Below are 25,006 nucleotides of genomic sequence, written 5' to 3'. Positions count from 1 at the left end.
GACCGGGGGCTCGACGGGACGGGCCGCTGAGAGCGTCCGCCGCCGTTCCGGGCGCTGGCGCGCCACCCGGCCGGCCGTTCCGATCCCCAGCGGCGCCAGCACGGGCGTGGGCTGTGCCGCTCGGCGGATCTGCGGACGATCTCACCCCTTCACAGGAGGCGATGACACCCCCATGCCTACAAAGACGCGAATTCACCCCAGAACGGATGCTTCACCCTCTGGAGATCTCTTTTTGCCCGATCTCGTATTCTGGGTCCATGGACAAGGTGGTCAAGAGCGAGGCCGAATGGCGGTCCGAACTGTCGCCCGAGGAGTTCCACGTCCTCAGGGAGGCCGGGACCGAGCGCCCGTTCACGGGGGAGTACGTCGACACCAAGACCGAGGGGGTCTACTCGTGCCGCGCCTGCGGTGCCGAGTTGTTCCGATCGGACACGAAGTTCGAGTCACACTGCGGCTGGCCGAGTTTCTTCGAGCCGTCCGAAACCGAGTCGGTGCGGCTGATCGAGGATCGCAGTCTCGGCATGGTCCGTACGGAGGTGCGGTGCGCGCGGTGCGACTCGCATCTGGGGCACGTCTTCCACGGCGAGGGCTACCCGACGCCGACGGACGATCGCTACTGCATCAACTCCGTCTCGCTCCGCCTCGAACCCAAGCAGTGATCACGTAGCGACAGCGCGTATCGATCGCCTCTCACGGGTACGAGTGCCGCGTGCGGTTTGTACATCTTCGCCACCGCTGGGTGACGATCGAGACCATCGGTCGGGTCATCACCCAGCGGTGTGACGTGTGCGCGAAAACCCGCGTCCGCGTCCGCTGACCGGTCATCCCGGCGCCGGGTGGGTGACGCGGCAGCTGCGGTCGGAGCGGCCGAGGATGTTGGCGAGCACCGGGTTGCCGTTCCCGCCGAACTCCGCCTGGACGAACACGACCGGGTCGGCGACCCCGCGCTCATGCATGTAGGCAAGGCCGCGCTCGCACAGGGTGATCGCGGTCAAGGAATTGTCCGCCGTCTCCGGCAGGTCCGTATAAATGCGCAAATATCCGCCGACTGTGCGAATGTCCTTGAGGCGTTTCATCGCCTTGTCGCCCGGGCCCCAGTTGGCACGGAAGTACCGCGCCGCCTCCTGATCGGTGTGCCGGGACGGCCCGTCGGCCTTGTACCCCTCCCCGTCCGCCGGATCCGGCCCTCCGGCCAGCACGTCCTCCGCCGATGTGCTGCCCGCGACCAACCCGGGATCGGCGGCCCCGCCCTCCCGCGCGGCGTCCCCCTGCACAGCACCTTCCCGCCCGGTGCCTCCCTGCGCCGGGCCCGCTTGCGCTGGATCCGCCTGCCCGGTGGGCCCGGACGCTTGAGCTCTGGGCGCCTGCCGCGTCTCGGCCCCCGCACTCGCCACACCCTTGCCTGGCTCCTCGGGCGAACCGCCACCGCCCACCGTCGGCGAGCCACCCAGCCCGGCCGCAGGCGAGCCGTCAGCCCCACCCGGCAGCCCGTCCTCCCGCACCATCGCTCCAGGCGACCTGTCTGCAAACCCGAAGGCCAGAGCCGCGCCGCCCTCTCCGCGCCACGCCCCGCCGAACGCCCCGTTCACCCCGAGCAACCCAGCGGCCCCACCCGCCAGCACCAGCACCCCCGCCACCAACCGCAACCGCCTCCGGCCCCGCCCTCGCGCCCGCCGCGCCCGCCCGTTCCCACGCCGTCCCGCCGCATGCCGTCCCGCCGCATGCCGTCCGGCCGGTCGTCGTTCTCGTCTTTCCGGCTCTGCCACCCCGTCCTCCGGTTCCCCGTTGGAACGTGCCACCCCGCGTACGCCCAACGACCAAGAGATTTCCCCTGATTGTGACAAAGGGGATAGATCAATTCAGTGGGATCGCCAACATGGGTCTTGCTGGGTACGAATCCGGCCACCAGACTTCGCTTGTGTCGACGGACGAGATCCTGAAATGTCGCAATCTGCGGAAGACGTTCGGTGATCTCGTCGCCGTGGACGACGTCAGTTTCACCATCACGGCGGGCGAGACCTACGGCCTGCTCGGCCCCAACGGCGCCGGCAAGACCACCACGATCTCCATGATCGCCGGCATCCTGGCCCGCGACGGCGGCGACGTGTTCGTCTGCGGCCGCCCTCACAGCACCTCCAGCGCCTGGGGCAAGCGCCGCATCGGATACGTCCCCCAGGACCTGGCCCTCTACCCCGACCTCAGCGCCCGCGAGAACCTGCGCTTCTTCGCCCGCCTGTACGCGCTCGGCCGCGCCGAGGCCCGTACCAGGATCGAGGAGGTGCTGCGGGTCGTCGGCCTGACCGACCGGGCGAAGGACCCCGTCAAGGACTTCTCCGGCGGCATGAAGCGGCGGCTCAACATCGGCGTGGGCCTGCTGCACCGCCCTCCCCTGCTGATCCTCGACGAGCCCACCGCCGGCGTCGATCCGCAGAGCCGCAACGCGATCCTGGAGAGCGTCGCCGCGCTGACCGGCGAGGGCGTCGCGGTGCTGTACACCACGCATTACATGGAGGAGGCCGAACGGCTCTGCGACCGCATCGGCATCCTCGACCTGGGCCGGATCAGGGCCGAGGGCACCCGGCGGGAGCTGGTCGGCCTGGTGGGCGAGCTGGACCGGATCACGCTGACGGCCGACGGGACGCGACCCGTACCGGAGCTGGAGGCCCTGCCCGAGGTGCGCGAGGTCGGCGTGCGGGAGGGCCGGCTCGACGTGATGGTGGAGGACGCGCGCAGCGCGCTGCCCCGGGTCCTGGCGGCGGCCACCGAGGCCGGCGTGGTCGTGCGCGCGGTGGAGGTGCACGAGCCGAACCTGGAGTCGGTCTTCCTGCATCTCACCGGCAAGGCGTTACGGGACTGACGTGGGGCCGCTGCTGCTCATCACCGCCAAGGACCTGCGTCAGCGGGTCAGGGACAGGTCGCTGTTCCTGCTGGCCCTCGTGGTGGCGTTCGGGCTGGCGGCGATCTTCAGCGTGGTCTTCAGCGGCGTCGACCGGCAGGAGACGGCCACGTTCGCGGTGGCCGACCAGGACGGGGAGCAGATCGCGCGCACGTTCACCGAACAGGTGCTGGCCCCGCTGGAACGGCGGCGGGTGCTCAGGCTCAGGACGGCGGCCACCGAGCAGGAGGCGCGTGACCTGATCGCGCGCGGCCAGGCCCGCGCCGCCTACGTCATCCCGGCCGGGTTCAGCCGTGCCGTGCTGAGCGGGCGGCCTGCCACGCTGCGGGTGCTCGGGGACGCGAACGCCCCGATCGGCTCGTTCGTGGCCCGCTCGGTCGCGGACGCGTTCGCGGCCGAGGTCCGGTACGTGCAGGTGGCGCTGGCGGTCAGGGGCGGCGGCTCCCCGCAGGAGGCCGCCGCCGTGCCCGCGCCCGTCACGCTGGAGGACCTGACGGCCGAGCGCCGGCAGTTGTCGCTGGCGGAGAGCTTCTCGGCCGGTATCGCGGTGTTCTTCCTGTTCTTCACCGTACAGTTCGGGTTCAGCTCGATCCTGGACGAACGCCGCGACGGCACGCTTGCCAGGCTGCTGGCCGCGCCGGTCCCCCGCGCCACGATCGCCTTCGGCAAACTGCTGAGCGGCGTGGTCGTCGGCGTGATGAGCATGACCGTGCTGGTCGTCGCCTCGTCGCTGCTGCTGGGCGCCCGCTGGGGCCACCCGCTCGGCGTCGGGCTGCTCGTCGTGGCGGGCGTGCTGGCGGCCACCGGGGTGATGGCCCTGGTCGCGACCGTGGCGCGGAGCACCGAGCAGGCCCAGAACGGGCAGGCCGTGGTGGCGGTGCTGCTCGGCGTGCTGGGCGGCGTCTTCATCCCGTTCCAGCAGCTGGGTGAGACGTTCGCGACGCTGAGCCTGCTCACCCCGCACCGGTGGTTCCTCCAGGGGCTGGCCGACCTGCACGGCGAGCACGCGCCCGTGCTGGCCCCGGTGCCGACGCTGGCGCTGCTGGGGTTCGCCGCGGTGACCACCGGGATCGCGCTGACGAGGCTGAGAAGGATGCTGCGCCCATGATCGCCATCGCCTGGGTGAACCTGGTCAGGCTCTTCATGGCCCGCGCCAACCTCTTCTTCGTGGTCGTCTTCCCGATCGTGCTGATCATGGTGCTGGGCCTGTCGTTCGGCTCGGGCTTCGTGCCCAGGCTCGGCGTCGCGGGCGACGCGGGCGCGCGGGCGGCCGAGCTGGTGGCGGCGCTGGAGCGGTCCGGGCGGATGGAGGTCGTCCGGGTCGGCGACGACGCCGAGGCCCGCGAACTGGTCGAGCGCGGCAGGCTCGCCGCGGCGCTGATCATCCCGGCGGGCTACGAGGGCGCCATGTCGGGCCGTGCCCGGGTGTCGCTGCCGCTGCTGAGCCGGAACGAGCCCTCCTCGCTACAACTGGGCGCCGCCGTGCGCTCGGTGGTGCAGCAGGTCGCGATGCCCGCCAGGGCCGCCGCGTACGCCCGCGACGGCTCCTTCGACCAGCGCCTGGCCAGGGCGGAGGCGGTCCGGGTGCCGGGCGTCACCGTGGCCTACGCCACCATCGGCGCCCCCGCGCAAACCGGGAGCGGCGACGGATTCGTCACCGCCGCGAGCACACAACTGCTGCTGTTCACGTTCCTCACCTCGCTGACCGGCGCGACGGCGCTGATCGAGACGAGGAGGTACGGCGTCTCGCGGCGCATGTACGCCACGCCGATGGCCATCGGCCGGATCCTGCTCGGCGAGGCGGCGGGGCGGGTGGCCGTGGCGCTGGCCCAGGGGCTGATCATCATGCTCGGCTCGGCGCTGCTGTTCGGCGTGCGCTGGGGCGACCCGCTCGGCGCGGCCGCGTTGCTGCTGGCGTTCTCGCTCGTCGGCGGCGGGGCCGGGATGCTGCTCGGGGCGGCGATGCGCACCGAGCAGCAGGCGCTCTCCCTCGGGCTGCTGCTCGGCCTGGGGCTGGGCGCGATCGGCGGCGCGATGGTGCCGCTCGACCTGCTGCCCGGCACGATGCGGCAGGTCGCGCACCTCACCCCGCACGCCTGGGCCATGGACGGCTTCGCCGAGCTGCTGGGCCGCGGCGGCACGATCGCCACCGTGCTGCCGCAGCTCGGCGTGCTGGCCGGGTACGCGGCCGCCCTGTTCGCACTCGGCGCGTGGCGGCTGCGCGCCGCGCTGACCCGTTGAGGTTCGCCGGCAAGGCCTGTCAGGGCAGGGCGGCGACGAGCTCCTGCACCGGCTTGCGGGCGCCGGTGTAGAACGGGATCTCCACGCGGGTGTGCCGACGCGCCTTCGCCGCCCGCAGCGTACGCATGAGGTCGACGATCCGGTGCAGCTCGTCGGCCTCGAACGCGAGCATCCACTCGTAGTCGTTGAGCGAGAAGCACGCCACCGTGTTGGCCCGCACGTCGGGATAGTCGCGCGCCATCCGGCCGTGCTCGGCCAGCATCGCCCGGCGCTCGGAGTCCTCCAGCAGATACCACTCGTAGGAGCGGACGAACGGATAGACGCTCACGTAGGCGCGCGGCTCCTCCTCGGCGAGGAAGGCCGGGATGTGCGACTTGTTGAACTCGGCCGGCCGGTGCAGCGCCATCGCCGACCAGGCGGGCCTGGTGCGCCGGCCCAGCTCCGTGCGGCGGAACCGGGAGTAGACGTCCTGGAGGTCCTCGGGCGTGGCAGCGTGCCACCAGAACATGAAGTCGGCGTCGGCCCGGAAGCCCGAGACGTCGTAGACCCCCCTGGTCACGACGTCCTTGCCGGCGGCCTGGTCGAGCAGCTCCTGGACCTCCGCCGCGAGGTTGTCGCGGTCGCCTGGGCACGGCTCGGTCAGCTGGAAGACCGACCACATCGTGTAACGGATCACCTGGTTGAGATCGCGGGCCTTCGGCCGCGGAGCGCCCTCTGTCATGGCTCCTATTCTCCTCCGCCGGTCAGGTGGTCCAGAATCCGGGCGGCGGCCGTACGCGCGGTGCCGATGCAGGCGGGGATGCCGATGCCGTCGTAGGCGGCGCCGCACACGGCCAGCCCCGGCTGCACGGCGACCGCGGCGCGCACCCTGGCCACCCGGTCGAGGTGGCCCACGTTGTACTGCGGCAGGCCGCCGCCCCAGCGCGTCACCCTGCTGTCGACCGGCAGGCCACGCACGCCCATCACGTCGGCCATCTCGGCCATGGCCAGGGAGACCAGCTCCGTGTCCTCGCGCTGGAGCAGGTGCTCCTCGCCGATCCTGCCGATCGAGCAGCGCAGGATCACCAGGTCCTTGGCCAGGTGGGGCCACTTCACCGAGCTGAACGTGACCGCCTTGACCGGCCGCCGCTCCACCGGCGGAACCAGGTACCCGCTGGAGGCGGGCGGCTCGGGGAAGGCGTCCACGGGATAGGCCAGGGTGACCACGGCCATGCTCGCGTACTGGATGCGGGCCAGCTCGGCGGAGGCCTTGGGCGCCTCGGCCTTGAGCAGCCTGGCCGCCGCCGGGCCCGGCGTGGCCACGATCACGGCGTCGGCCTCGATGATCTCCGGTCGCGGCACCGGGCCCGTCACCAGCCGCCAGCCGGTCTCGGTCCTGTGCAGCTCGCGTACGGTCACGCCGGTCCTGACCTCGGCCTCCGACGCCTTGGCGACCGCCTCGGGCAGGGAGCCGATGCCGTTCCGCAGCGACGTGAAGACGGGGCCGGCGTCCTTGGGCGCCTCCTCGACGAGCTGCCTGGCCGCGGTCAGCAGCGAGCGCTCAGAACGGGCCACCGCCGCCACCCGCGGCATCGTGGCCTCCAGTGAGAGCATGTCGGCGCGGCCCGCGTAGACGCCTCCGAGCAGCGGCTCGACCAGCCGGTCGACCACCTCGGCGCCCATCCTGGCGCGGATGTAGGCGGCCACGGACACGTCGGTGCGGACGAGGGTCGCGGGCAGGATCTGGTCGAGCGGCACGCGTACCAGGCCGCCGGGCGAGACGATGCCCGACTTGGCCAGCTCGGTCAGGTCGGACGGCACGCCCATGACCTGGCCCTTCGGCAGGTGGCGGAGCGTGCCCCTGGTGTAGACGGCCGAGCGCGTGGTGCCGGGGAGCACCAGGTCGTCACCGAGGCCGACCGCTCTGGCCAGCTCTTTCCCCTCGGGACGCCGGGCCAGCATGGCCTCCGCGCCGGCGTCCACGCTCACCCCGGCGACCTCCGAGGCGTACAGTTTGCCGCCGATGCGCGGCGAGCCCTCCAGGACCGTCACCTTGATCCGGTCGCCGGCGCCCTGGTGCAGATACCACGCGGCGGTCAGCCCGGAGATCCCCGCGCCGATGACGACCACGTGCGCCCGTTTCCCATCCACGCCTCCCGACGCTACCGCCTCACCCCGGTGCTCAGCTCTTCGGGCCGGTGATCTGACACAGTGATCTGAACGTGATGGTCCCGGTCAAACCGAGGCGGTGCAGGGGCCGTCATTAGGGCATGAGGAGAATCCGGTACGGCATCGCGTTATCGGCGGCCTGTGCCGCCCTGGCCTTGAGCGGTTGCGGGGGCGGGGGCGGGCTGGTCCAATCCGACTCGGGGAGCCAGGCCGCCGGCGCCCCTTCCCGGGAGTACGCGGCCCAGCGCGCTCCCCAGGACGCCGCCGCCCAGGACGGCGACGTGCGGGAGCAGGCGGCCCGGCCGCAGGCGGGGCGGGCCGGAGTGGCCGCCGATGTCAAGGTGACCCGGCAGGACCGGCAGGTCATCTACACGGGGAACATGACCGTACGGGCCAAGCAGGTGAGCACGGCCGCTCAGCAGGCCAAGCAGATCGTCACCGCCGCCGGCGGCTACCTGTCGCAGGAGCAGACGAGCTCGGCCAGCGACACCGAGGACTCCGCCACGCTGGAGTTCAAGATCCCGCCGGCGAAGTACGCCGAGGTGGTGGGCCGGTTCGGCAAGGAGCTGGGCAAGCAGCTGTCGATGCGGCAGGGCACCGAGGACGTCACGCTGAAGGTGGCCGACGTCGAGAGCCGGCTGAAGTCGGCCCAGGAGTCGCTGGAGTCGCTGCGCACGCTGCTGAAGAAGGCGGACACGATCGGCCAGGTGCTGCAGGTCGAGCGGGAGATCTCCACCCGGGAGGCCGACCTGGAGTCGTTGCAGGCGCAGCAGAAGGAGCTGGCCGCGCAGGTCTCGATGGCCACGCTGAGCCTGCAGCTGGTGGGCCCGGCGGCCGAGGTGGTGGATCCGGTGGAGGAGCCGGCCGGGTTCCTCGGCGGGCTGAAGTCCGGATGGAACGCACTGGTGTCGTTCACGAAGATCGCGCTGACCGTGATCGGGGCGCTGTTGCCGTGGCTGCTGTTCGCGTCGCCGCTGATCGCGCTGGTGGTCTGGCGCGTCCGGCGTGACCGCGCCCGGCGCCCCGCTCCCCCGTCCGGCCCGGCGCCGGCCCAGCACGCGGGCCGGCCCACGGAACCCGGCCCCTCGGAGCCGAGCCCCGAGGAGCCCGGCCCAGGCAAGGAGGCCGTCGAAGCCTGACCGCCCGGCGCGGCACGCTTGGCCGATGGGACCCGACCGGTCGTCGGGGGGACGTTCAGGCGGTGGGGGTGTGCTCGTGGACGAGGTCGGTGAGGCGCTTGAGCTGGTCGGGATCGGTCGAGGGCAGCACGCCGTGGCCCAGGTTGAACACGTGCCCCTCGGCCGCCTCGCCCCGCCGCAGCACCTCGCGCGCCTTGCGCTCGACCACCTCCCACGGCGCCAGCAGGATCGCCGGGTCGAGGTTGCCCTGCAGCGCCTTGCCGGGCCCGACCCGGCGGGCGGCCTCGTCGAGCGGCACCCGCCAGTCGACGCCCACGACGTCGGCCCCTGCCTCGCCGAGCACGCCGAGCAGCTCGCCGGTGCCCACGCCGAAGTGGATCCGCGGCACGCCGGCGACACCCTCGAAGATGCGCCGGGTGTAGGGGAGGATGAACTCGCGGTAGTCGTCAGGCGCCACCGCCCCCACCCAGGAGTCGAAGAGCTGCACGGCCGAGGCTCCGGCCGCGACCTGGATGCGCAGGTGTTCGAGGACGATGCCGGTCAACCGGTCCATGAGCGCGTGCCACAGCTCGGGGGCGCCGTACATCATGGCCTTGGTGCGGTCGTGGTTCTTGGACGGGCCGCCCTCGATCAGGTAGGAGCCGAGCGTGAACGGCGCGCCGGTGAAGCCGATGAGCGGGGTGGCGCCGAGCTCGCCGGTCAGCGCCTTAATGGCCTCGGTGACGTAGGGGATGTCGCCTGGCTCCAGCGGGCGCAGCGCCTCGATCCCCTTGGCGTCGCGGATCGGGTCGGCGATGACCGGGCCGACGCCCGGCTTGATGTCGAGGTCGATGCCGATGGCCTTGAGCGGCACCACGATGTCGCTGAAGAAGACGGCCGCGTCGACGCCGAGGCGACGGACCGGCTGCAGGGTGATCTCGACGATGAGGTCGGGCGTCGCGCACGCGGTGAGCATCGGCACGCCCGCACGGACCTTGTGGTATTCCGGCAGCGACCGCCCGGCCTGACGCATGTACCAGACAGGGGTGTGGGGCACGGGTTCGCGGCGGCAGGCGCGCAGGAAGGCGGAGTCGGCGAGGTTCACCAGACAAGGGTGCCACGGGCGGTGGCCGGTCACGACACCGGCGCGAGGTGTCGGAAAAAGATGCATTGGACACCCCAAATCATGATCAGATAGTCAGATGAAGGTTTACCGGTCTGCTCGGCATCGGCAGCGCACACGGGTCGAACACACCCCATGCCCGCCCAGAGAGCCGGTCTCGACTGGGCCAAATGTTGCCCAAGCCACCGCGCGGCATCGATTCAGCGACCACTTTCGGGACACGCCGAGCGCGTTGCGGGGAATTGTCAGCGGCTCGTGCCAACGTCGGAGCCACGACCCGAAGAAAGGCCCCGGTTCGATGACTCATGCGATGACCGCGTTGTGGAGTTCTCCAGAGCGCCGCAGTGAACGCTGCCCCGCCTGCGCCGACGAGCGGCCTTTCGAGCAGCCGCCGTGCCTCGACGGGCACGAGCCCGGCGAGTGCCCCGAGTGGGCCTGCCTCGGCTGCGGCCACGCGATCACGCTCGGCACCGTGGAGTCCACCCGCCCGGCACGCCAGCTGGTTACGGCAGCGGCTTGATCACGAAGGATGAGCACCCCCGTGGTCCCCTTCCACCCGTCTTCGACCTACGCTTCGGCTATGACGCTCGGTGACCAGCCGCCGCCCGCCGCGTTCACGCGTGCCGCGGCGAGCCTGCGGCAGGCCGAGGTGCGCCCGGAGATCGAGCTCGAAGACCTGCCCGCGCCGCAGCGGCTGGCCCCCTATTCCGCGGCCATCGGCGCGTCGGTCTACCGCGACGACGACGAGCTCGCGGTCGGCCGGCTGATCCTGCTCTACGACCCCGACGGCCAGCGCGGATGGGAGGGCCCGTTCCGGCTGGTGGCCTACGTCAGGGCCGACATGGAGCCGGAGATCACCTCCGACCCGCTGCTCGGGCCCGTCGCCTGGAGCTGGCTGACCGAAGCTCTCGACGCGCATCAAGCCGACTACTCGGCCGCTGGCGGTACGGTGACAAGAGCCGTTTCCGAGGGGTTCGGCAACAAGGCCGACGACCCGGTCACGACCGAGCTTGAGCTGCGGGCGTCGTGGTCACCCGCGCAGGAGGATCTGTCCGGCCACGTCGCCGCCTGGTGCGACCTGATGTGCGTGGCCGCGGGCATCCCGCCGCTCCCGCCCGACGTGGCCGCGCTGCCCCGCCGACGTGATGATCCGGAGAGTGACCGAACGAAGTGAGGGCACCAGTCAAGACAGCACGCGCGTCATGAGGTCGGTGAACTCATGACAGAAGAACGCACAGTGGAGCCACTGCTGGAGCCGCGCGAGGGCATCCCCCCCGTCGTCGCCGACGCCGCCGGGCTGGACGAGGTCGTGGCGCGTTTCGCCGCGGGCACGGGCCCGGTCGCGGTCGACGCCGAGCGCGCCTCCGGCTACCGCTACGGCAACCGCGCCTATCTCGTGCAGCTGCGCCGCGCCGGAGCCGGCACCGCGCTCATCGACCCGATCGGCTGCCCCGACCTGTCGGCGCTCGATCAGGCCGTGGCGGAGGCCGAGATCGTCCTGCACGCCGCGTCGCAGGACCTTCCGTGCCTGATGGAGGTGGGGTTCAAGCCGCGCGAGATGTTCGACACGGAGCTCGCGGGCCGGCTGCTCGGCTACGAGCGGGTAGGCCTCGGCACGATGGTCGAGACCGTGCTCGGGCTGCGGCTGGAGAAGGGCCATTCGGCGGCCGACTGGTCCACCAGGCCGCTGCCGGAAGACTGGCTGCGTTACGCGGCGCTCGACGTGGAGGTGCTGGTAGAGCTGCGCGACGTGCTCCACGGGGAGCTGGCGGATTCGGGCAAGCTGGAGTGGGCGCGCGAGGAGTTCGCCGCCGTGCTCGGCACCCCGCCGCCGGTGCCGCGCTCCGATCCGTGGCGCCGCACGTCGGGCATTCACAAGGTACGCAACGTCCGGGCCCTGGCGATCGTGCGGGAGCTGTGGACCATGCGCGACCAGATCGCCCGTGAGGCCGACCTCGCGCCGGGCCGGGTGCTGCCGGACTCCGCGATCGTCGCCGCCGCGCTGGAGGGCCCGCGCACGAAGAAGGCATTGACCGAAATTTCAGCATTCACCGGGCGAAGTGCGCGCAGGCACATGAACGACTGGCTCGCCGCGGTGGCCAGGGCCAGAAACCTGCCCGACCACCAGCTGCCCCAGCCCAGCACGCCCGGTGACGGCCCGCCTCCGCCCAACCGCTGGGCCGACCGCGACCCGGCCGCCGCCAAGCGCCTCGCCGCGGCCCGCGCGGTGGTCGCGGCGCTGGCCGACGAGCACCACATGCCCACCGAGAACCTGCTGCAGCCCGACGCCGTACGCAGGCTCACCTGGGAGCCGCCCGCCGAGATCACCGACGAGAGCGTGACCGCCCGGCTGCGCGAGCTCGGCGCCCGCGAGTGGCAGCTCTCCCTCGCCGCCCACCCCATCGCCAAGGCCCTGGCCAGGCTGGAGGTACGCGGCGGGCCCTAAGCTCGACACCGGGTGCACTCACCCGCGGTCGAGGCTCACCTGAGGTTCGCGCCACTTGACGCCCTCGGTGGCCCGGCCGTACCGTTCGGGAAAGCGCTTTCCATGTGAAGGGAACCTCATGAGCGTGCGCACCATCGGGGTCGTGATGAACGGCGTCACCGGGCGGATGGGCTACCGCCAGCATCTGGTCCGTTCGGTTCTGGCCATCAACGAGCAGGGCGGCGTCACGCTCTCGGACGGTTCCAGGGTCAAGCTCAGGCCCGTACTGGTCGGCCGCAACGCCGACAAGCTTTCTGATATCGCTACAAAGCATGACATTTCGGATTTCACCACCGACCTCGACGCGGCCCTCGCCTCCGACGACAACCTGATCTACTTCGACGCCCAGGTCACCAGCGCCCGGGTGAAGGCCGTGCTGAAGGCCATCGAGGCGGGCAAGCACATCTACGCCGAGAAGCCGACGGCCGAGTCGACGCAGGAGGCGCTCGCGCTGGCCGAGGCCGCTGCGGCCAAGGGCGTCAAGAACGGCGTGGTGCAGGACAAGCTCTTTCTCCCCGGCCTGCTCAAGCTGAAGCGGCTGATCGACGGCGGCTTCTTCGGCCGGATCCTGTCGGTGCGCGGCGAGTTCGGCTACTGGGTGTTCGAGGGCGACTGGCAGGAGGCCCAGCGCCCGTCGTGGAACTACCGCGCCGAGGACGGCGGCGGCATCGTGCTCGACATGTTCCCGCACTGGCACTACGTGCTGGAGAACCTGTTCGGCCGGGTCCGGTCCGTCTACGCCCAGGCCGTGACGCACATCCCGGAGCGGGTGGACGAGCAGGGCAACACGTACCAGGCGACCGCCGACGACGCCGCGTACGGGATCTTCGACCTTGAGGGCGGCATCGTCGCCCAGATCAACTCCTCCTGGACGGTTCGCGTCAACCGCGACGAACTGGTCGAGTTCCAGGTGGACGGCACGCACGGCAGTGCGGTGGCGGGCCTGCGCAACTGCCGCGCCCAGCACCGCTCGGCCACCCCGAAGCCCGTCTGGAACCCCGACCTCCCGGCCACGGCCCGCTTCCGCGACGGCTGGCAGGAGGTGCCGGACAACGCCGAGTTCGACAACGGCTTCAAGATCCAGTGGGAGGCGTTCATCCGCCACGTGCTGGAGGACGCGCCCTTCCCGAACGACTTCGCCTCGGGCGCCCGGGGCGTGCAGCTCGCCGAGCTGGGCCTGCGTTCGAACGCCGAGGGCCGCAGGATCGAGGTGCCGCAGCTGTGAGGATCGACCTGCCCTGCTTCGGGACGTACCCGCTGAGAGAGCCGGTGAGCTGGCCGGTCGTCGCGACGCCCGCCTCCAGCCGGATCGTGTACGCCGCCGCCCACGTCGTGGCCGATCCGCTGGGCGACAACACGCCCGGCTCCCCCGCGGCCGTGGACTGGGAGGCCACGCTGCGCTTCCGCCGCCACCTGTGGTCGCACGGCCTGCGCGTCGCCGACGCCATGGACACCGCGCAGCGCAACATGGGCCTGGACTGGGCGGCCACCAAGGAGCTCGTCCGGCGCAGCGCCGAGGAGGCCCGCGCGTACGGCGACCCGGCGACGCTGGTGTCCTGCGGCGCGGGCACCGACCACGCGCCCGATGCGGCCGACCTGAACACGATCACCGCCGCGTACGCCGAGCAGATCGAGACCGTCCAGTCGGCGGGCGCCGGCGTGATCGTCATGGCCTCCCGCCAGCTCGCGCGGGCCGCCTCGGGCCCGGCCGACTACCACCAGGTGTACGGCAAGCTGTTCGGCCTGACCGACCGCCCGGTGATCCTGCACTGGCTGGGCGAGATGTTCGATCCGAACCTGGCCGGCTACTGGGGCTCGCGCGACGTGGCGGCGGCCACGGACTCGTTCCTCGAACTGATCCACGCCCACGCCGCGATGGTGGACGGCGTGAAGGTGTCGCTGCTGGACGAGGAGCACGAGGTGGGGCTGCGCGCCGCGCTGCCCGAGGGCGTCAAGCTGTACACGGGTGACGACTTCAACTATCCGTCGCTGATCAGGTCGGGCTCGCACGCGCTGCTCGGCATCTTCGACGCCATCGCCCCGGCCGCCGCGGCGGCGCTGCGGGCGCTGGACACGGCAGAGACCGCGGGTGACGAGGCGGAGCGGGAACGGGCGCTGGCCGCGTACGAGGAGATCCTGGCCCCGACGGTGCCGCTGTCGCGGAAGATCTTCGAGGCGCCCACGTACAACTACAAGACCGGCATCGTCTTCCTGGCCTGGCTGAACGGCCACCAGGACGCGTTCGCCATGGTGAACGGCGCGCAATCGGCCCGCTCGCTGCGGCACCTGTCGGAGGTGTTCCGCCTGGCCGACCAGGCCGGGCTGCTGACCGACCAGGAGCTCGCCGTACGCCGCATGAAGGCGCTGCTGGAGGTGAACGGCCTGTGAGCCTGTCGCTGAACCAGTGGACGACCAGGCGATGGTCCCTGGCCGAGACCGTGGACGGCTGCGTACGGCACGGCCTTCCGGCGGTCGGGCTGTGGCGGGAGAAGGTGGCCGAACAGGGCCTCGCGGAAAGCGTCAAGCTGGTACGTTCCGCCGGGCTGCGGGTCTCGTCGTTGTGCCGGGGCGGCTTTCTCACGGGTGGCGGACTGCCCGGCGAAGAGGGGAAGAGGGCGTTCGCCCAGGCGCTGGAGGACAACCGGCGGGCCGTGGACGAGGCGGCGGAGCTTGAGGCGTCCTGCCTCGTGCTGGTGGTGGGCGGTCTGCCGGGAGTGCGGCCGGGCGAGGCGCTGCCCGCGACCGGGTTCACCCGTGATCTGGCCGGGGCCAGGGAACGGGTGGCCGAGGCGCTGGCGGAGCTGGCCCCGTACGCGGGTGAGCGCGGGGTCAAGCTGGCCCTGGAGCCGCTGCATCCGATCTACTGCCCGGACCGCGCCGTGCTGTCCACACTGGGGCAGGCGCTGGAGCTGAGCCTGCCCTTCCCCGAGGAGCAGGTCGGCGTGGTGGTGGACACCTTCCACGTGTGGTGGGACCCGAGGCTGTTCGAGGACATCGCGCGGGCCGGTCGCCGGATCGCCAGTTACCAGGTGTGCGACTACCTGCATCCGCTGCCCGAGGACGTGCTGCTCGGGCGGGGCATGATGGGTGACGGGGTGATCGACTTCCGGCCGATCACGGAGGCGGTGCTGGCCGCCGGATACACCGGGGACGTCGAGGTGGAGATCTTCAACGCCGACATCTGGGCGGCCGATCCCGACGAGGTCGTGGCCACGATGAAGACCCGCTACGCGGACGTCGTGCTCCCCTGAGCCCGGGCGCTGCGCCGGCCGGGGATCCGATGCCGGGCCCGGCGGCGGCCCCCGAGCTCCTGGGGGCCTGCCGTCACTCCGGCTTGTCCCAGACCAGCAGGTAACGGCGCAGCAGCAGGCGGCGGAGCCGGCAGCCGGGCAGCACCTCGCGGGCCAGCCGTTCGGTCTCGCCCCACGACAGCACCGGGGGCAGGGAGGGCACGCTCTTGCCCGGCCCGCTCTTCGGGCCGGGCCGGAGCCGCAGCCGCTGTCGAGCGCCGCTCGCAGCTCACGGCATGAGCTTCATCACCAGGCTCTGGTATTGACATCCTCCCCCTCTTGAAGGGAGGGGGATTCCCACGGTCACCCGTGAGGTTTCCTGTTTCATCGCCGGTCGCCCGCCCGAGAAAGGGATCTCTCGTTGAGGTCTTACACCAGCTCCACAGGCGTTTCGCCTCTCCGCCAGCCCGGCGGCGAGGGTATGTCCGATCGTTGCTCCGGCGGCTTGGTCATCGCCACCGTCGAACGCACTACCGAACCTCGCCGCTTCGCGCCGCGTTTCGACGGCAGTTCATCCAGCGGCGAATCGCCTGCCCCTGTCCTGCTCCGCAGGGGTCCGATTCCTCCCCCGCCTGAAGGCGCGGGTTCTTCGGAGGTTTCTGATGAACGTTGTGGTTCCTGTAGGGCTCGGACATTCGATCGCCATAGCGGCCGGGGGTTCGCCGGCTCCGGGCTTTCATCCCGTTCGTCTAGGTCCGTCGCGGGACACAAGGCCGGTCGCCAGGACGGTCGCTAGGACGGGAGCGTCACCGTGCCGGCGGCGCCGTCGACGGTGATCTCCTGGCCCGAGGTGATGCGGTGCGTGGCGTCGGCCACGCCGACGACCGCCGGGATGCCGTACTCCCTGGCCACCACCGACCCGTGCGACATCGCCCCGCCCATCTCCATCACCAGGCCGCCCGCCGTCAGGAACAGCGGCGTCCAGCCGGGGTCCGTCGAGGGGCAGACCAGGATCTCGCCCGGCTCCAGGTGCGCGCCGATCGGGTCGAGCACCACCCGGGCCACGCCGGTGACCGTGCCTGCCGAAGCCGGCGTGCCCGTCAGCGCGCCGTCGGCGGCGGGCTGGGCGAGGGCCTCGGGCTCCGTGCCGTCGGACAGCAGCACCCGGGGCACGTGCCGGCGCCGCCGCTCCCTCTCGTACGTCTCCCGTCGCCGCGCCACCAACTCCCGCAGGTCGGCGCCCGGGTCGAGCGCGGCCCGCGTCTCGCGCAGGTCGAGGAAGAACACGTCGCCGGCTGATTCCAGCACCCCGCGCCCGGCCAGGTGTTCCCCGACCACGAGCAGGCTGCTCCGGATCGCCGCCAGGGTCTTGACCAGGTAGAACTTGGGCAGCTCGCGCAGCCCGGCGTATCTGCGGGTGCGTCCGAGCCCGAAGCGCACGACGGCGGCGCGCCAGCGCCCCTTGAGCCGCGCCCGCGCCACCACGTGGGCGATGGCGGCCCGCGCCTCCCGCTCGCCTCTGGCGAACTGCGCGGCGGGCGCGAGGTCGGGGTCGCCGTCCATGCGCAGGTAGTTGGCCAGCACGCCGAGGATGTGGGCGGGCTCCTCCGACCATCGCGGCACGCCCAGGTCGATCTCGGCGACGCCGCGGTGGCCGTACTTGGCGAGGAAGGCGGTGATCTCGCGCTGGGCGACGGGCGGCAGCCGTTCCTCCCGGTAGCGTCGGACCAGCTCGGCCACCGTCAGCTCCTTGAACGGCTCCGGCTCGACCCGCGTGGCCAGGTGCCACAGTTCGAGGTCCATCTCCGTGGTCGGGTTGTGGGGCACGCTGCGCAGCACGTCGCCCATCTCGTTGATCGGCACGCCGGAGAGCCTGGACGCCAGCGCGAACAGGCCGTACCCGGTGACCGCGATCGGCATGACCGAGATGATCAGCGGGAACGTGCGGACGAGGACATGCTCGGCGTGGTCGAGGCGCTGCGCCGGGGTGGCCCAGTCGGGCACCCGCAGCCGCCGGTCGAGCTCCTCGCCGAGGCGGACCGTTAAGGCCAGCGCCCGCTCGGGCCTGGTGAGCGCCGTCAGGACGCGGGACGGCACGTGCACGTTCCTGATGAAACGGGCCAGACCGCGCAGGAACGGACGGCGGGAGGTGTGCGCCAGGGACAGGCGCGGGTCCTCGAACAGCCGCTCCATCACCGACACCGCGCGGGCCTCCCCCAGCGTCAGCGCGCGGGGCAGAATGGCGCGGCCGTTGCGGGAGCGTACGGCGGCGGTGAGGTCGAGCCACAGCCGCTCCCCCGAGCTCGTCAGGAAGGCGGCGCCGTCGAGCGGGTCGGCGGGCGCGTGCCCGGCCAGGCCCGCGCCACCGGCGCTGATCACCCGGAACGCCGCCTGCCCCATCGGGGTGAACGGGCCCATGACGCCCTGGGCGACGTTGACGGAGAAGAAGACCCGCAGGCCGGGACGGGGCCGCTCGGGCAGCGGGTAGAGCGTGGTGATGGGCCTGGCCTGGGTGAGCCAGAGCCGCCCTTCGTCGTCGATGGCCCATTCGGTGTCCTGCGGCGCGCCGTAGTGCCGCTCGACGCGGGTGCCCAGCTCGGCGAGCCGGAGCACCTCCTCGTCGGTCAGGCAGAGCCCGTCGTACGCGGTCTCGACCCGCTCGGTGCCGCCGCCCGGCAGGGAACGGATGGCCAGCCGCTTGTCCCCCGCGTGACGTTCGAGGATCCGGCCGTCGAAGACGAGGAAGCGGTCGGGGTTGACGGCGCCGGAGACGACCGCCTCGCCGAGCCCTGGACTGGCGTCGATCACGGCCTCGTGCCGCCGGCCCGTCACCGGGTTGGCGGTGAACATCACGCCCGCCACCCGCGCGTCCACCATCACCTGGACGACCACCGCGAGCCGCACGGCGGCGTGGTCGATGTCGTTGGACTCGCGGTAGGCCACCGCGCGGTCGGTCCACAGCGAGGCCCAGCAGCGGCGGACGGCGTCCACCACCGCCGACCCGCCCACCACGTTGAGGAAGGTGTCCTGCTGGCCGGCGAAGCTGGCGAACGGCAGGTCCTCGGCGGTGGCGGAGGAGCGCACCGCGACGGGCACGTCGTCGCCGAGCGCCGCGTAGGACTTCAGGATCTCCTCGTGCACGTCGTCCGGCACCGGCGCCTGGAGCAGGTGCCGCCTGGCCCGCGCGGCCAGGTCTTCGCCGCCGGTCTCAAGACCCTGCGCGACCTGCCGGTACGCCTCCGTGGTCAGCACCCAGCCGGGCGGCACGGGCAGGCCCGTCCTGGTCAGCTCGCCGAGGTTGGCCGCCTTGCCGCCTACCTCGGCGAGCATGCCCGCGTGGATCTCGGAGAACTCCAGAGCCGTCTTCATCGAATGCTCCCTGCCGGTTCAGCGTCGTTTCATCTCCAGTGTCACGCAGTCCGGCAAAGAATTCAACACATGATGAATCAACCGTGGCAGGGCGAGTCGTCGGTGGGTGAGTTGTCCTGGGGCGAGCCGTCCTAGGACGAGCCATCCGCGCGGGAGCCGTCCAGGGGTGAGCCGTCCAGGTCCCAGGCCGGGTCGAGGTCCACGCCTAGTGCGGCGAGGACCGTCGGGGCCACGTCCACCAGCCGCGGCCCCCGCAGCGGGCTCCCGCCCAGGTCCTCGCCCAGCCGGTTGGCGATCACGAAGACCGTGCGCTCCTCGTCGGAGGTGCCGCCGTGGCCGCCCGCGTCCACGTGCCCGTGGTCGGTGGTGACCAGCACGGTCCAGCGCTCGTCCGGGTACGAGGGCCGCGCCCGGATCGCGGCGAGCAGGCGGGCGAGGTAGGCGTCCTGGGCCTCCAGGGCCGCGGCGTACTCGGGGCAGTGGGGGCCGAGGTCGTGGGCCACCTCGTCGGTGTCGCCGAGGTAGACGAACGTGGCGTCCGGGTTACCGGTGCCCAGCAGGCGTTCGGCGGCCTCGGTGACCTGCTTGTCGGCCAGGGCCCAGCCGATGGCGTACCCGTCGAGGGCCAGGCGGTGATCGATCCCCGGGCCGAAGGCGCCGTGCTCGGCGAGGGCGGCCCAGGAGAAGAGGGCGGCGGTGGTGAGGGTGGGGCGGGCCAGCTTCACCCGCGTCAAGAAGTCCGGAAATTTCGTGAACTGGTGGCTCGCGAAACCGTTGTCCACGACGCCGTGTTTGTCGGGCCAGACACCGGTGGCGATCGACGACCACCCGGGGCCCGAGTCGGTACGCGACCGGATCACCCGGCCGCCGTCACCCGCCTCGGGACTCTTGGGCACGACCTCGCCGGGCGACTCGGTGCGCGGCGTGCCGGCCTCACCGTAGGGGAGGAGGCTGGTGCCGTACGCACCGGTGGACATGAGCGCCTTCAGAGTGGGCGCGGGCAGCTCCATGAGCCGGTCGTACCGCAGGCCGTCCATGCCGACGACGAGCACCTTGCTAGAGAATACGGACATCCCCCCATCTAAGCGCCCATCCCCACCGAAACCCATCCACCCACACCGAACGCCGACCGGCGGCTGACGAAACGCCCCGCGAACGGCGCATCCCACCCACGGAGAAGCTCAGTCGGCGATTTTCAGGGGGTGAATCGGCGTATCCACTCGGCGGCGCCCGGAAGGATCTCCTCGACCGGTGCCACCTGCGGATACCACGTTCGCTCCCACTCCAGCGACACCCAGCCGTCGAAGCCGGCCTCACGCAGCAGAGCGCCCGCCTCGTCCAGGGGCACCGACCCGGTCCACATGGGCACCGGCGTGGTGTCCTGCGCCGAGACGGCGTCCTTGATCTGCACATACGACAGGTACGGCGTCAGCTCGGCCAGCGACCGCGCCGGCGGTTCGCCGTGCCGCCACGGGTGGAGCAGGTCCCAGAGGGCGCCGGTGGTCTCGGGGCAGTCCGCCTCCGCGAGCAACCCGGCCACGGCGGCGCCGGTCGCCATGCTGTCGTGCGTCTCGACGAGCACGCGGCGGCCCAAGTCGGCGGCGGGTCCTGAGACCGCCTTGAGCCGCCGGGCGCCGACGGCCGGATCGTCGCCGCGCGGGAACACCCGTACACCGGGTGCACCAAGGTCGGCGGCCAGCCGCAGGTCGGCGAGGAGCGCCTCGATCACCGGCTCATCCGGCCCCGGCTCACATATACCGACATATCCGGCCAGCGCGGCGATCTCCAGCCCCGCCCCCTCGACCCGTCCGCGCACCGAGGCCCGCTCCTCGCGACCGAGTCCCGCGTGCACGCCGGTGTCCGGATGCAGCCGCAGCTCCAGCCCCTGGCAACCGTGCCCGGTCGCGATCTCGATAGCCCTGTCCAGCCCTTCGCCGGGCATCCCCAGCGTGCTGACCGCCAGCCTCACACCATTCTCCCCATCAACACAGCGCCTCCAGGCGGTCCACACCGGCCTTCATCACCAGCACGCCACCCTCCGAACAACCTCACCCGACCAAGAACGGGCCCGCCATGATCCCCTCGGCCACCCGCCATCTTCCTGGAGCGATGGTCGCCGGGGTCAGGGGAGTCTCCGGACGCTTTCCCGGAGGACGACCTCGCCGGCGACCTGTTCGACCACGATCGGGTCGTCCTCGTTCAGTGCCAGGACCAGCGCCCGCGCCCCCATGTCCTTCAGCGGCAGCCGTACGGTCGTCAGCGCGGGCACATGATCACGGAGCGTGACGATGTCGTCGAAACCGGCCACCGAGACGTCCTCCGGCACCCTGACCCCGCGCTCGCGGTAGGCCGCCAGCGCCCCCACCGCCATCACGTCGTTGACCGCGAACACGCACGTCGCGTCCCCGACCTGCTGCGCCGCCGCGTAGCCGCCGTCGCGGTCGAAGGGGCCGTGGATCACCTGCGGGGCGGGCAGGCCGAGCTCTGCGAGCGCGCCCGCGAAGCCGGCGCTCCGGTCGGCCGCCGTCACCAGGTGCGGCGGCCCGGCCAGCACCGCGAACCTCGTGTGCCCCAGCCCCGCCAGCGCCCTGGCCAGCTCGGCCGCGCCCTGCCGGTTGGCGGGGGCGACGGTGTCGACGCCGAGCAGGTCCTGGCCGACGCAGGCCGCCCTGCCGCCGCCCGCCTGGTAGCGGGCCAGTTCGTCGCGCAGCCGCCCGGTGACGCCGGGATCGGCGACGCGCGAGCCGACCAGCAGGACCGCGCGCACGCGCTGGGCGTGCAGCGTCGCCACGTACGCGATCTCCTGCTCGGGGTCGCGATGCGTCGTGCCCACCATGACCAGCAGCCCTTCGGTGGCCGCCGCCCGCATGGCGCCGTCGGCCAGGGCGGCGAAGTAGGGGTCGGTCAGGTCGTGGACGACGATGCCGATGACGTTGCTCGCCCCTCGGGCCAGCGTCTGGGCGGCGATGTTGGCCCGGTAGCCGAGTTCGTCCGCGGCCTGCTCGACGCGTGCCCGCAGGGCCGCGCCCACCTGGCGGGTGCTGCCGTTGAGCACCCGCGAAGCGGTCGCGAGCGAGACGCCCGCCTGCTTGGCGACGTCTTCCAGCGTGACCACGAGACCTCCCGGAAAGCGGTTTCCAAGTCTGCCAGACCGGCACCTGGATCCGCATCCTGCCACGCCCCGGCCCCCGTACAACAGGATGCCGCACCCCGGAAGGGACATCGCCCGTCACATCCGCGACAAAGCCCTCCGCCGCAACCGACTCGCCCAGAAGGACGCGCGTCCTCACGCTCATGACGACGCAGCCGACGGACGCCGGAAAGAACACAACCGGCCGCGCCCGTGAAGGGCGCGGCCGGCCTCACGTCATCGGGTCAGGCCCAGGGGAACAGGATGTCGAGCAGCCCCTTGCGCTCCTCCTGCGTCGGCGCGGGCACCGGTGCTTGCGTCGTCCCGGAGTCGGTCTCGGTCGGCGTCTGGCTGTCGTTGTCCGTCTGCTTGTCCGAGGTGTCGGTCTCGACCCCGTCGCCCCGGCTGTCGGTCTCGTTGATCCGGCCCTGCGGCTCACGGGTGGGCCGGTTGGTGGCCCTCGTGGTCGGCTTCGACTCGCGGGTGGCGGTCGGGCGGGCCGAAGGCTCCCGCGTCGCGGGCTGGCGGACCCGCTGCTGCGGCGTCGCCGGCACCGAGGCCCGCGGCTGGTCCGGCTGGTCGGTGGTCGTGTCCACGGGCTCGTCGTCGGCGGGCTCCTCGGACTCCTCCTCGACCGGCTCGTCCTCGGGCAGCGCCGACTCGGACGGGGTGTTCACCTCGCCAGCGCTCGCGCACTGGGCGCCCGAGCAGGGGTCGTCGGAGGACGTACCGGTGAGCATCCAGCCGGCGCCCACGCCGACGATGACGACCGCGACGGCCGCCACCAGCAGCACCCGTGTGCGGCGGCGCACCTCGCCTTCGCCCTTCGCGCGCCCGCCGTAGGAGTCCTTGCCGTCGCCGTCGTCGGTCCAGCCGGAGCCGAGGAAGCCGCGCTTGGGCCGGTCGTCGTCGAGGTCGTCGCGCTCGTCGCGGTCGCTGTCGTATCCGCGGTCCAGCGGGAGGTACGGGTTGTCGCTGTCGACCCGGTGCGGCCCGCTGAGCCCGTCGTCCAGGTCGTGCGGCCCGCTGGGCCCCCCGAAGTCGTGCGCTCCGCTCGGGCCGCCGAAGTCGTGGGCGCCGCTGGGCCCGCCGAAGTCGTGCGCGCCGCTCGGGCCACCGAGGTCGTAGCCCCCGGACGAGCCCAGCACGTCATGCGGACCGCTCGCGCCGCCCAGCGCGTCGCGGGAACCCGGTCCGTCCAGCACGTCATGGGGCCCGCCGAGCACGTCGTGCGGGTCAGGGGCGAGCAATCCCCTCGGCGGGGGGTCGTCGAGCACGTCACGCGGCCCGTCGATCGGTTGCGAGCCCTTGTCAAGAGGCAGGATGTAGGTCTCGTTGCCGACCACCTGGATAGCGGGTTGCTCGTCGGTGTCCTCGGTGCTCCACCGGGGGGACAGCACGTCACCCGTCATCAACTCCGGGTTTAACGGCCTACCCTGCCCATCCTCGTATGGCCTGTCGTTCTCGTCGCGCGCCACGGTGGAACCTCTCTAGTTCGAAATCAGACCGCGCCCCTTCCTACCATTACTTGTCGGGATATTTCACTTGTTTCGCTAGAATTACTCTCCGTAACATTCGCCCCAATGACGTTTCCCGTCACGTCTGTACGGGTAGGTAACGCCTTCACCCACACGGGTCAGTACGGGGTCACTTGCACGGGTTCGTGTTGCTGTCGACGACCCTGTCCTTGAGCGAGTCGGGAATCGCCGAGACGACCCGCACGCCGGGCCAATCCCTGCCGATGACGAGCTGGATGATCGGCCCGCCGGGCGCCTGGGCGGCCTTCGCCTTCCCCTTGTACGGCTGCGCCGTCAGCGGCCTGACCTTGCCCGCGACGGGCGTGCGCTTGTCCTTCGACAGCCGCGCGGCCACCGCGTCACCGTAGGCGGGGCCCTGCTCGGCGTCCTTCTTGGCATACCGTACGGCGGTCGTCGGGGTCAGGGCGGCGTTGCCCACCTGCGTGACCACGAACCCCTGGGCGGCCAGCTCGTCGGCCACCTGGAGCGCCTTGCCCTCCTCGCCGGTGGCGTTGAGCACCTGGAGGCGCACCTGCTTGTTCTCGATCTTCGGCGTGGACGGCTTGCCCGGGGTGGGGGCGGCGGTGACCTCGACGTCGTTGCGCACGCTCTCGAAGAAGTTGCTCGCCGCCGGCTCGGAGAACTGCACCCGCGCCTTGTCCTGCGGGTACTCCTCGATCGGCACCGTGATGCCCTTGAGCTCCTTGGCGGTCAGGCCCTTGACGCTGTTGGCGATCTCCAGCATCCGGTCGAGCGACAGGCCGTCGTCCACGGTCACGGCCTTGATGCCGGCCTGGAGGAAGTCGTTCAGCTTGCCCGGATCGGTGAGCAGGCCGCCGCTGGTGATCTCCTTCAGCACCTGGGTGAGGAAGATCTGCTGGCGGGTGATCCGGCTCAGGTCACTGCCGTCGCCCAGAGCGTAGCGGGTGCGTACGTACCCCAGCGCCTGCTCACCCTTCACCCGGTGCTTGCCCGGACCGAGCACGAGCTTGGCCTTCGGGTCGTTGACCGCCTTGGGCAGGCAGATCTCGATGCCGCCGATGGCGTCGATGATGCCCTTGAAGCCGGTGAAGTCCACCTTCACGAAGTGGTTGATCTTGATGCTGGTGAGGGATTCGAGGGTCTTGATCGTGCAGTTGATGCCGCCGTCGTTGAAGGCGGAGTTGATCTGACGGATGCCGGGGGTGAGCGCGGTGCCGTTCCTGGCCTTGCACGAGGGGATCAGCACCATGGAGTCGCGCGGGAAGCTGATCATGGTGGCGTTGTCGCGGTTGGGGGCGATGTGCAGGAGCATGATCGTGTCCGTGCGCTCCCCTGCGCCCACGGTCGTGGCGCCGTACTTCTGGTTGTTGCCGTCGCGGGAGTCGGAGCCGACGAGCAGGACGTTGAGCGCGCCGGTGTCGGGCGGCCGGCTGGGGCCGACGTCGATGGCGTCGCGGACGATCTGGCCTTCGAGGTAACGGTAGTAGCCGTAGCCGCCGAGCACCGAGGCCACCAGCACGATGGTCAGCCCCACGGCCACCCAGCCGAGCGGCGTCAGCGGGTTGCGCCGGGGCTCGGAACGGCGTCCTCCATGGTCCGGCGGAGGTAGGGGTGGCGCGACCCTGCGGCCAAGAACCGCCTCGTCCTGCTGCTCCCTCATGCGGTTCACCCCTCGCACCATGATCGCGAAGCATAGCCACAAACAGGCCCTCAAGAGGACAGGTCCCAGCATCTCGCGCCTACTTCGCTCCTCCATGATGGAACAGA

At 71.6% G+C, this 25,006-nt stretch carries 22 protein-coding genes; 11 read left to right on the top strand and 11 right to left on the bottom strand.

The annotated features are described in order from the left end of the window. Positions 1 to 257 precede the first annotated feature (257 nt). The gene (msrB, locus tag AB0C27_RS16760) at positions 258 to 659 is read left to right on the top strand and encodes a peptide-methionine (R)-S-oxide reductase MsrB (RefSeq protein ID WP_357844305.1); all 402 of its coding nucleotides are present in this window, start codon (positions 258 to 260) and stop codon (positions 657 to 659) included. A 162-nt stretch (positions 660 to 821) separates the two neighbouring features. Here the strand turns inward: msrB and AB0C27_RS16755 are convergent, their stop codons facing one another. Then, positions 822 to 1,274, bottom strand: coding sequence for a hypothetical protein (locus AB0C27_RS16755; RefSeq protein WP_357844302.1), 453 nt, complete (start codon positions 1,272 to 1,274; stop codon positions 822 to 824). Between the two features lie 644 nt (positions 1,275 to 1,918). Here AB0C27_RS16755 and AB0C27_RS16750 point away from each other — a divergent pair. Genes AB0C27_RS16750 through AB0C27_RS16740 form a run of 3 tightly spaced genes read left to right on the top strand, consistent with a single transcriptional unit; the run spans position 1,919 to position 5,137 of the window. Continuing rightward, positions 1,919 to 2,857, top strand: a complete 939-nt coding sequence (locus AB0C27_RS16750; protein ID WP_357844299.1) for an ABC transporter ATP-binding protein — start codon at positions 1,919 to 1,921, stop codon at positions 2,855 to 2,857. Position 2,858: 1 nt separating this feature from the next. Continuing rightward, entirely contained in the window at positions 2,859 to 4,004 is a 1,146-nt protein-coding gene (locus tag AB0C27_RS16745; protein WP_357844296.1) for an ABC transporter permease, read from the top strand. After that, positions 4,001 to 5,137, top strand: a complete 1,137-nt coding sequence (locus AB0C27_RS16740; RefSeq protein WP_357844293.1) for an ABC transporter permease — start codon at positions 4,001 to 4,003, stop codon at positions 5,135 to 5,137. The genes AB0C27_RS16745 and AB0C27_RS16740 overlap by 4 nt, the downstream gene beginning before the upstream one ends. Before the next feature lie 19 nt (positions 5,138 to 5,156). Here AB0C27_RS16740 and hemQ read toward each other — a convergent pair whose 3' ends face one another. Together hemQ and hemG are read right to left on the bottom strand one after the other, a co-directional pair. Next, positions 5,157 to 5,858, bottom strand: coding sequence for a hydrogen peroxide-dependent heme synthase (gene hemQ / locus AB0C27_RS16735; protein ID WP_346101140.1), 702 nt, complete (start codon positions 5,856 to 5,858; stop codon positions 5,157 to 5,159). Positions 5,859 to 5,863: 5 nt separating this feature from the next. After that, on the bottom strand, positions 5,864 to 7,267 hold the full coding sequence (gene hemG / locus AB0C27_RS16730) for a protoporphyrinogen oxidase (RefSeq protein ID WP_357844290.1): 1,404 nt from the start codon (positions 7,265 to 7,267) through the stop codon (positions 5,864 to 5,866). 119 nt (positions 7,268 to 7,386) lie between these two features. Between hemG and AB0C27_RS16725 the strand changes: the two genes are divergently transcribed. After that, complete coding sequence (locus AB0C27_RS16725) at positions 7,387 to 8,424, top strand: DUF4349 domain-containing protein (RefSeq protein WP_357844287.1); 1,038 nt, start codon at positions 7,387 to 7,389, stop codon at positions 8,422 to 8,424. A gap of 55 nt (positions 8,425 to 8,479) precedes the next feature. Here the strand turns inward: AB0C27_RS16725 and hemE are convergent, their stop codons facing one another. Next, on the bottom strand, positions 8,480 to 9,508 hold the full coding sequence (gene hemE, locus AB0C27_RS16720) for a uroporphyrinogen decarboxylase (RefSeq protein ID WP_357844284.1): 1,029 nt from the start codon (positions 9,506 to 9,508) through the stop codon (positions 8,480 to 8,482). Positions 9,509 to 9,836: 328 nt separating this feature from the next. On the opposite strand from hemE, the gene AB0C27_RS16715 reads away from it, so the two are divergent. From AB0C27_RS16715 to AB0C27_RS16690, 6 genes are all read left to right on the top strand, one after another. Beyond that, on the top strand, positions 9,837 to 10,046 hold the full coding sequence (locus AB0C27_RS16715; protein WP_357844281.1) for a hypothetical protein: 210 nt from the start codon (positions 9,837 to 9,839) through the stop codon (positions 10,044 to 10,046). A gap of 60 nt (positions 10,047 to 10,106) precedes the next feature. Beyond that, positions 10,107 to 10,700 (top strand): DUF3000 domain-containing protein, encoded by a 594-nt coding sequence (locus tag AB0C27_RS16710; RefSeq protein WP_357844278.1) that lies wholly within the window; start codon positions 10,107 to 10,109, stop codon positions 10,698 to 10,700. Between the two features lie 45 nt (positions 10,701 to 10,745). Continuing rightward, a complete protein-coding gene (locus tag AB0C27_RS16705) occupies positions 10,746 to 11,972 on the top strand; it encodes a ribonuclease D (protein WP_357844275.1) in 1,227 nt (408 codons plus the stop codon). A gap of 118 nt (positions 11,973 to 12,090) precedes the next feature. Next, the gene (locus AB0C27_RS16700) at positions 12,091 to 13,236 is read left to right on the top strand and encodes a Gfo/Idh/MocA family oxidoreductase (protein WP_346101146.1); all 1,146 of its coding nucleotides are present in this window, start codon (positions 12,091 to 12,093) and stop codon (positions 13,234 to 13,236) included. Further along, positions 13,233 to 14,399 (top strand): dihydrodipicolinate synthase family protein, encoded by a 1,167-nt coding sequence (locus AB0C27_RS16695; RefSeq protein ID WP_357844271.1) that lies wholly within the window; start codon positions 13,233 to 13,235, stop codon positions 14,397 to 14,399. The genes AB0C27_RS16700 and AB0C27_RS16695 overlap by 4 nt, the downstream gene beginning before the upstream one ends. Then, positions 14,396 to 15,262: a sugar phosphate isomerase/epimerase gene (locus AB0C27_RS16690; RefSeq protein ID WP_357844268.1), complete on the top strand. Its 867-nt coding sequence runs from the start codon at positions 14,396 to 14,398 to the stop codon at positions 15,260 to 15,262. Before AB0C27_RS16695 ends, AB0C27_RS16690 begins: the two co-directional genes overlap by 4 nt. A gap of 73 nt (positions 15,263 to 15,335) precedes the next feature. Here the strand turns inward: AB0C27_RS16690 and AB0C27_RS16685 are convergent, their stop codons facing one another. The 7 genes from AB0C27_RS16685 to AB0C27_RS16655 all read right to left on the bottom strand — a co-directional run bounded on the left by AB0C27_RS16685 (position 15,336) and on the right by AB0C27_RS16655 (position 24,899). After that, complete coding sequence (locus AB0C27_RS16685) at positions 15,336 to 15,464, bottom strand: hypothetical protein (RefSeq protein WP_357844265.1); 129 nt, start codon at positions 15,462 to 15,464, stop codon at positions 15,336 to 15,338. A 569-nt stretch (positions 15,465 to 16,033) separates the two neighbouring features. Next, complete coding sequence (locus AB0C27_RS16680; RefSeq protein WP_357844263.1) at positions 16,034 to 18,610, bottom strand: PEP/pyruvate-binding domain-containing protein; 2,577 nt, start codon at positions 18,608 to 18,610, stop codon at positions 16,034 to 16,036. Positions 18,611 to 18,741: 131 nt separating this feature from the next. After that, entirely contained in the window at positions 18,742 to 19,683 is a 942-nt protein-coding gene (locus AB0C27_RS16675) for an alkaline phosphatase family protein (RefSeq protein WP_357844260.1), read from the bottom strand. A 122-nt stretch (positions 19,684 to 19,805) separates the two neighbouring features. After that, on the bottom strand, positions 19,806 to 20,579 hold the full coding sequence (locus AB0C27_RS16670) for a TIM barrel protein (protein WP_357844256.1): 774 nt from the start codon (positions 20,577 to 20,579) through the stop codon (positions 19,806 to 19,808). A 153-nt stretch (positions 20,580 to 20,732) separates the two neighbouring features. Next, positions 20,733 to 21,725, bottom strand: coding sequence for a LacI family DNA-binding transcriptional regulator (locus AB0C27_RS16665; protein ID WP_357844253.1), 993 nt, complete (start codon positions 21,723 to 21,725; stop codon positions 20,733 to 20,735). A 260-nt stretch (positions 21,726 to 21,985) separates the two neighbouring features. Next, positions 21,986 to 23,152, bottom strand: a complete 1,167-nt coding sequence (locus AB0C27_RS16660) for a hypothetical protein (protein ID WP_357844250.1) — start codon at positions 23,150 to 23,152, stop codon at positions 21,986 to 21,988. A 235-nt stretch (positions 23,153 to 23,387) separates the two neighbouring features. Continuing rightward, positions 23,388 to 24,899 carry an LCP family protein gene (locus AB0C27_RS16655; protein WP_357844247.1) on the bottom strand — a complete coding sequence of 504 codons (1,512 nt, stop codon included), beginning with the start codon at positions 24,897 to 24,899 and terminating at the stop codon, positions 23,388 to 23,390. Positions 24,900 to 25,006 lie beyond the last annotated feature (107 nt).

Origin of the sequence: Nonomuraea sp. NPDC048882 (genome assembly GCF_040649755.1) — a bacterium.
Taxonomy (GTDB): Bacteria; Actinomycetota; Actinomycetes; order Streptosporangiales; family Streptosporangiaceae; genus Nonomuraea; species Nonomuraea maheshkhaliensis.
Note: the sequence above shows the minus strand (reverse complement) of the source record. Positions and strands in the feature narration are given on the sequence as shown.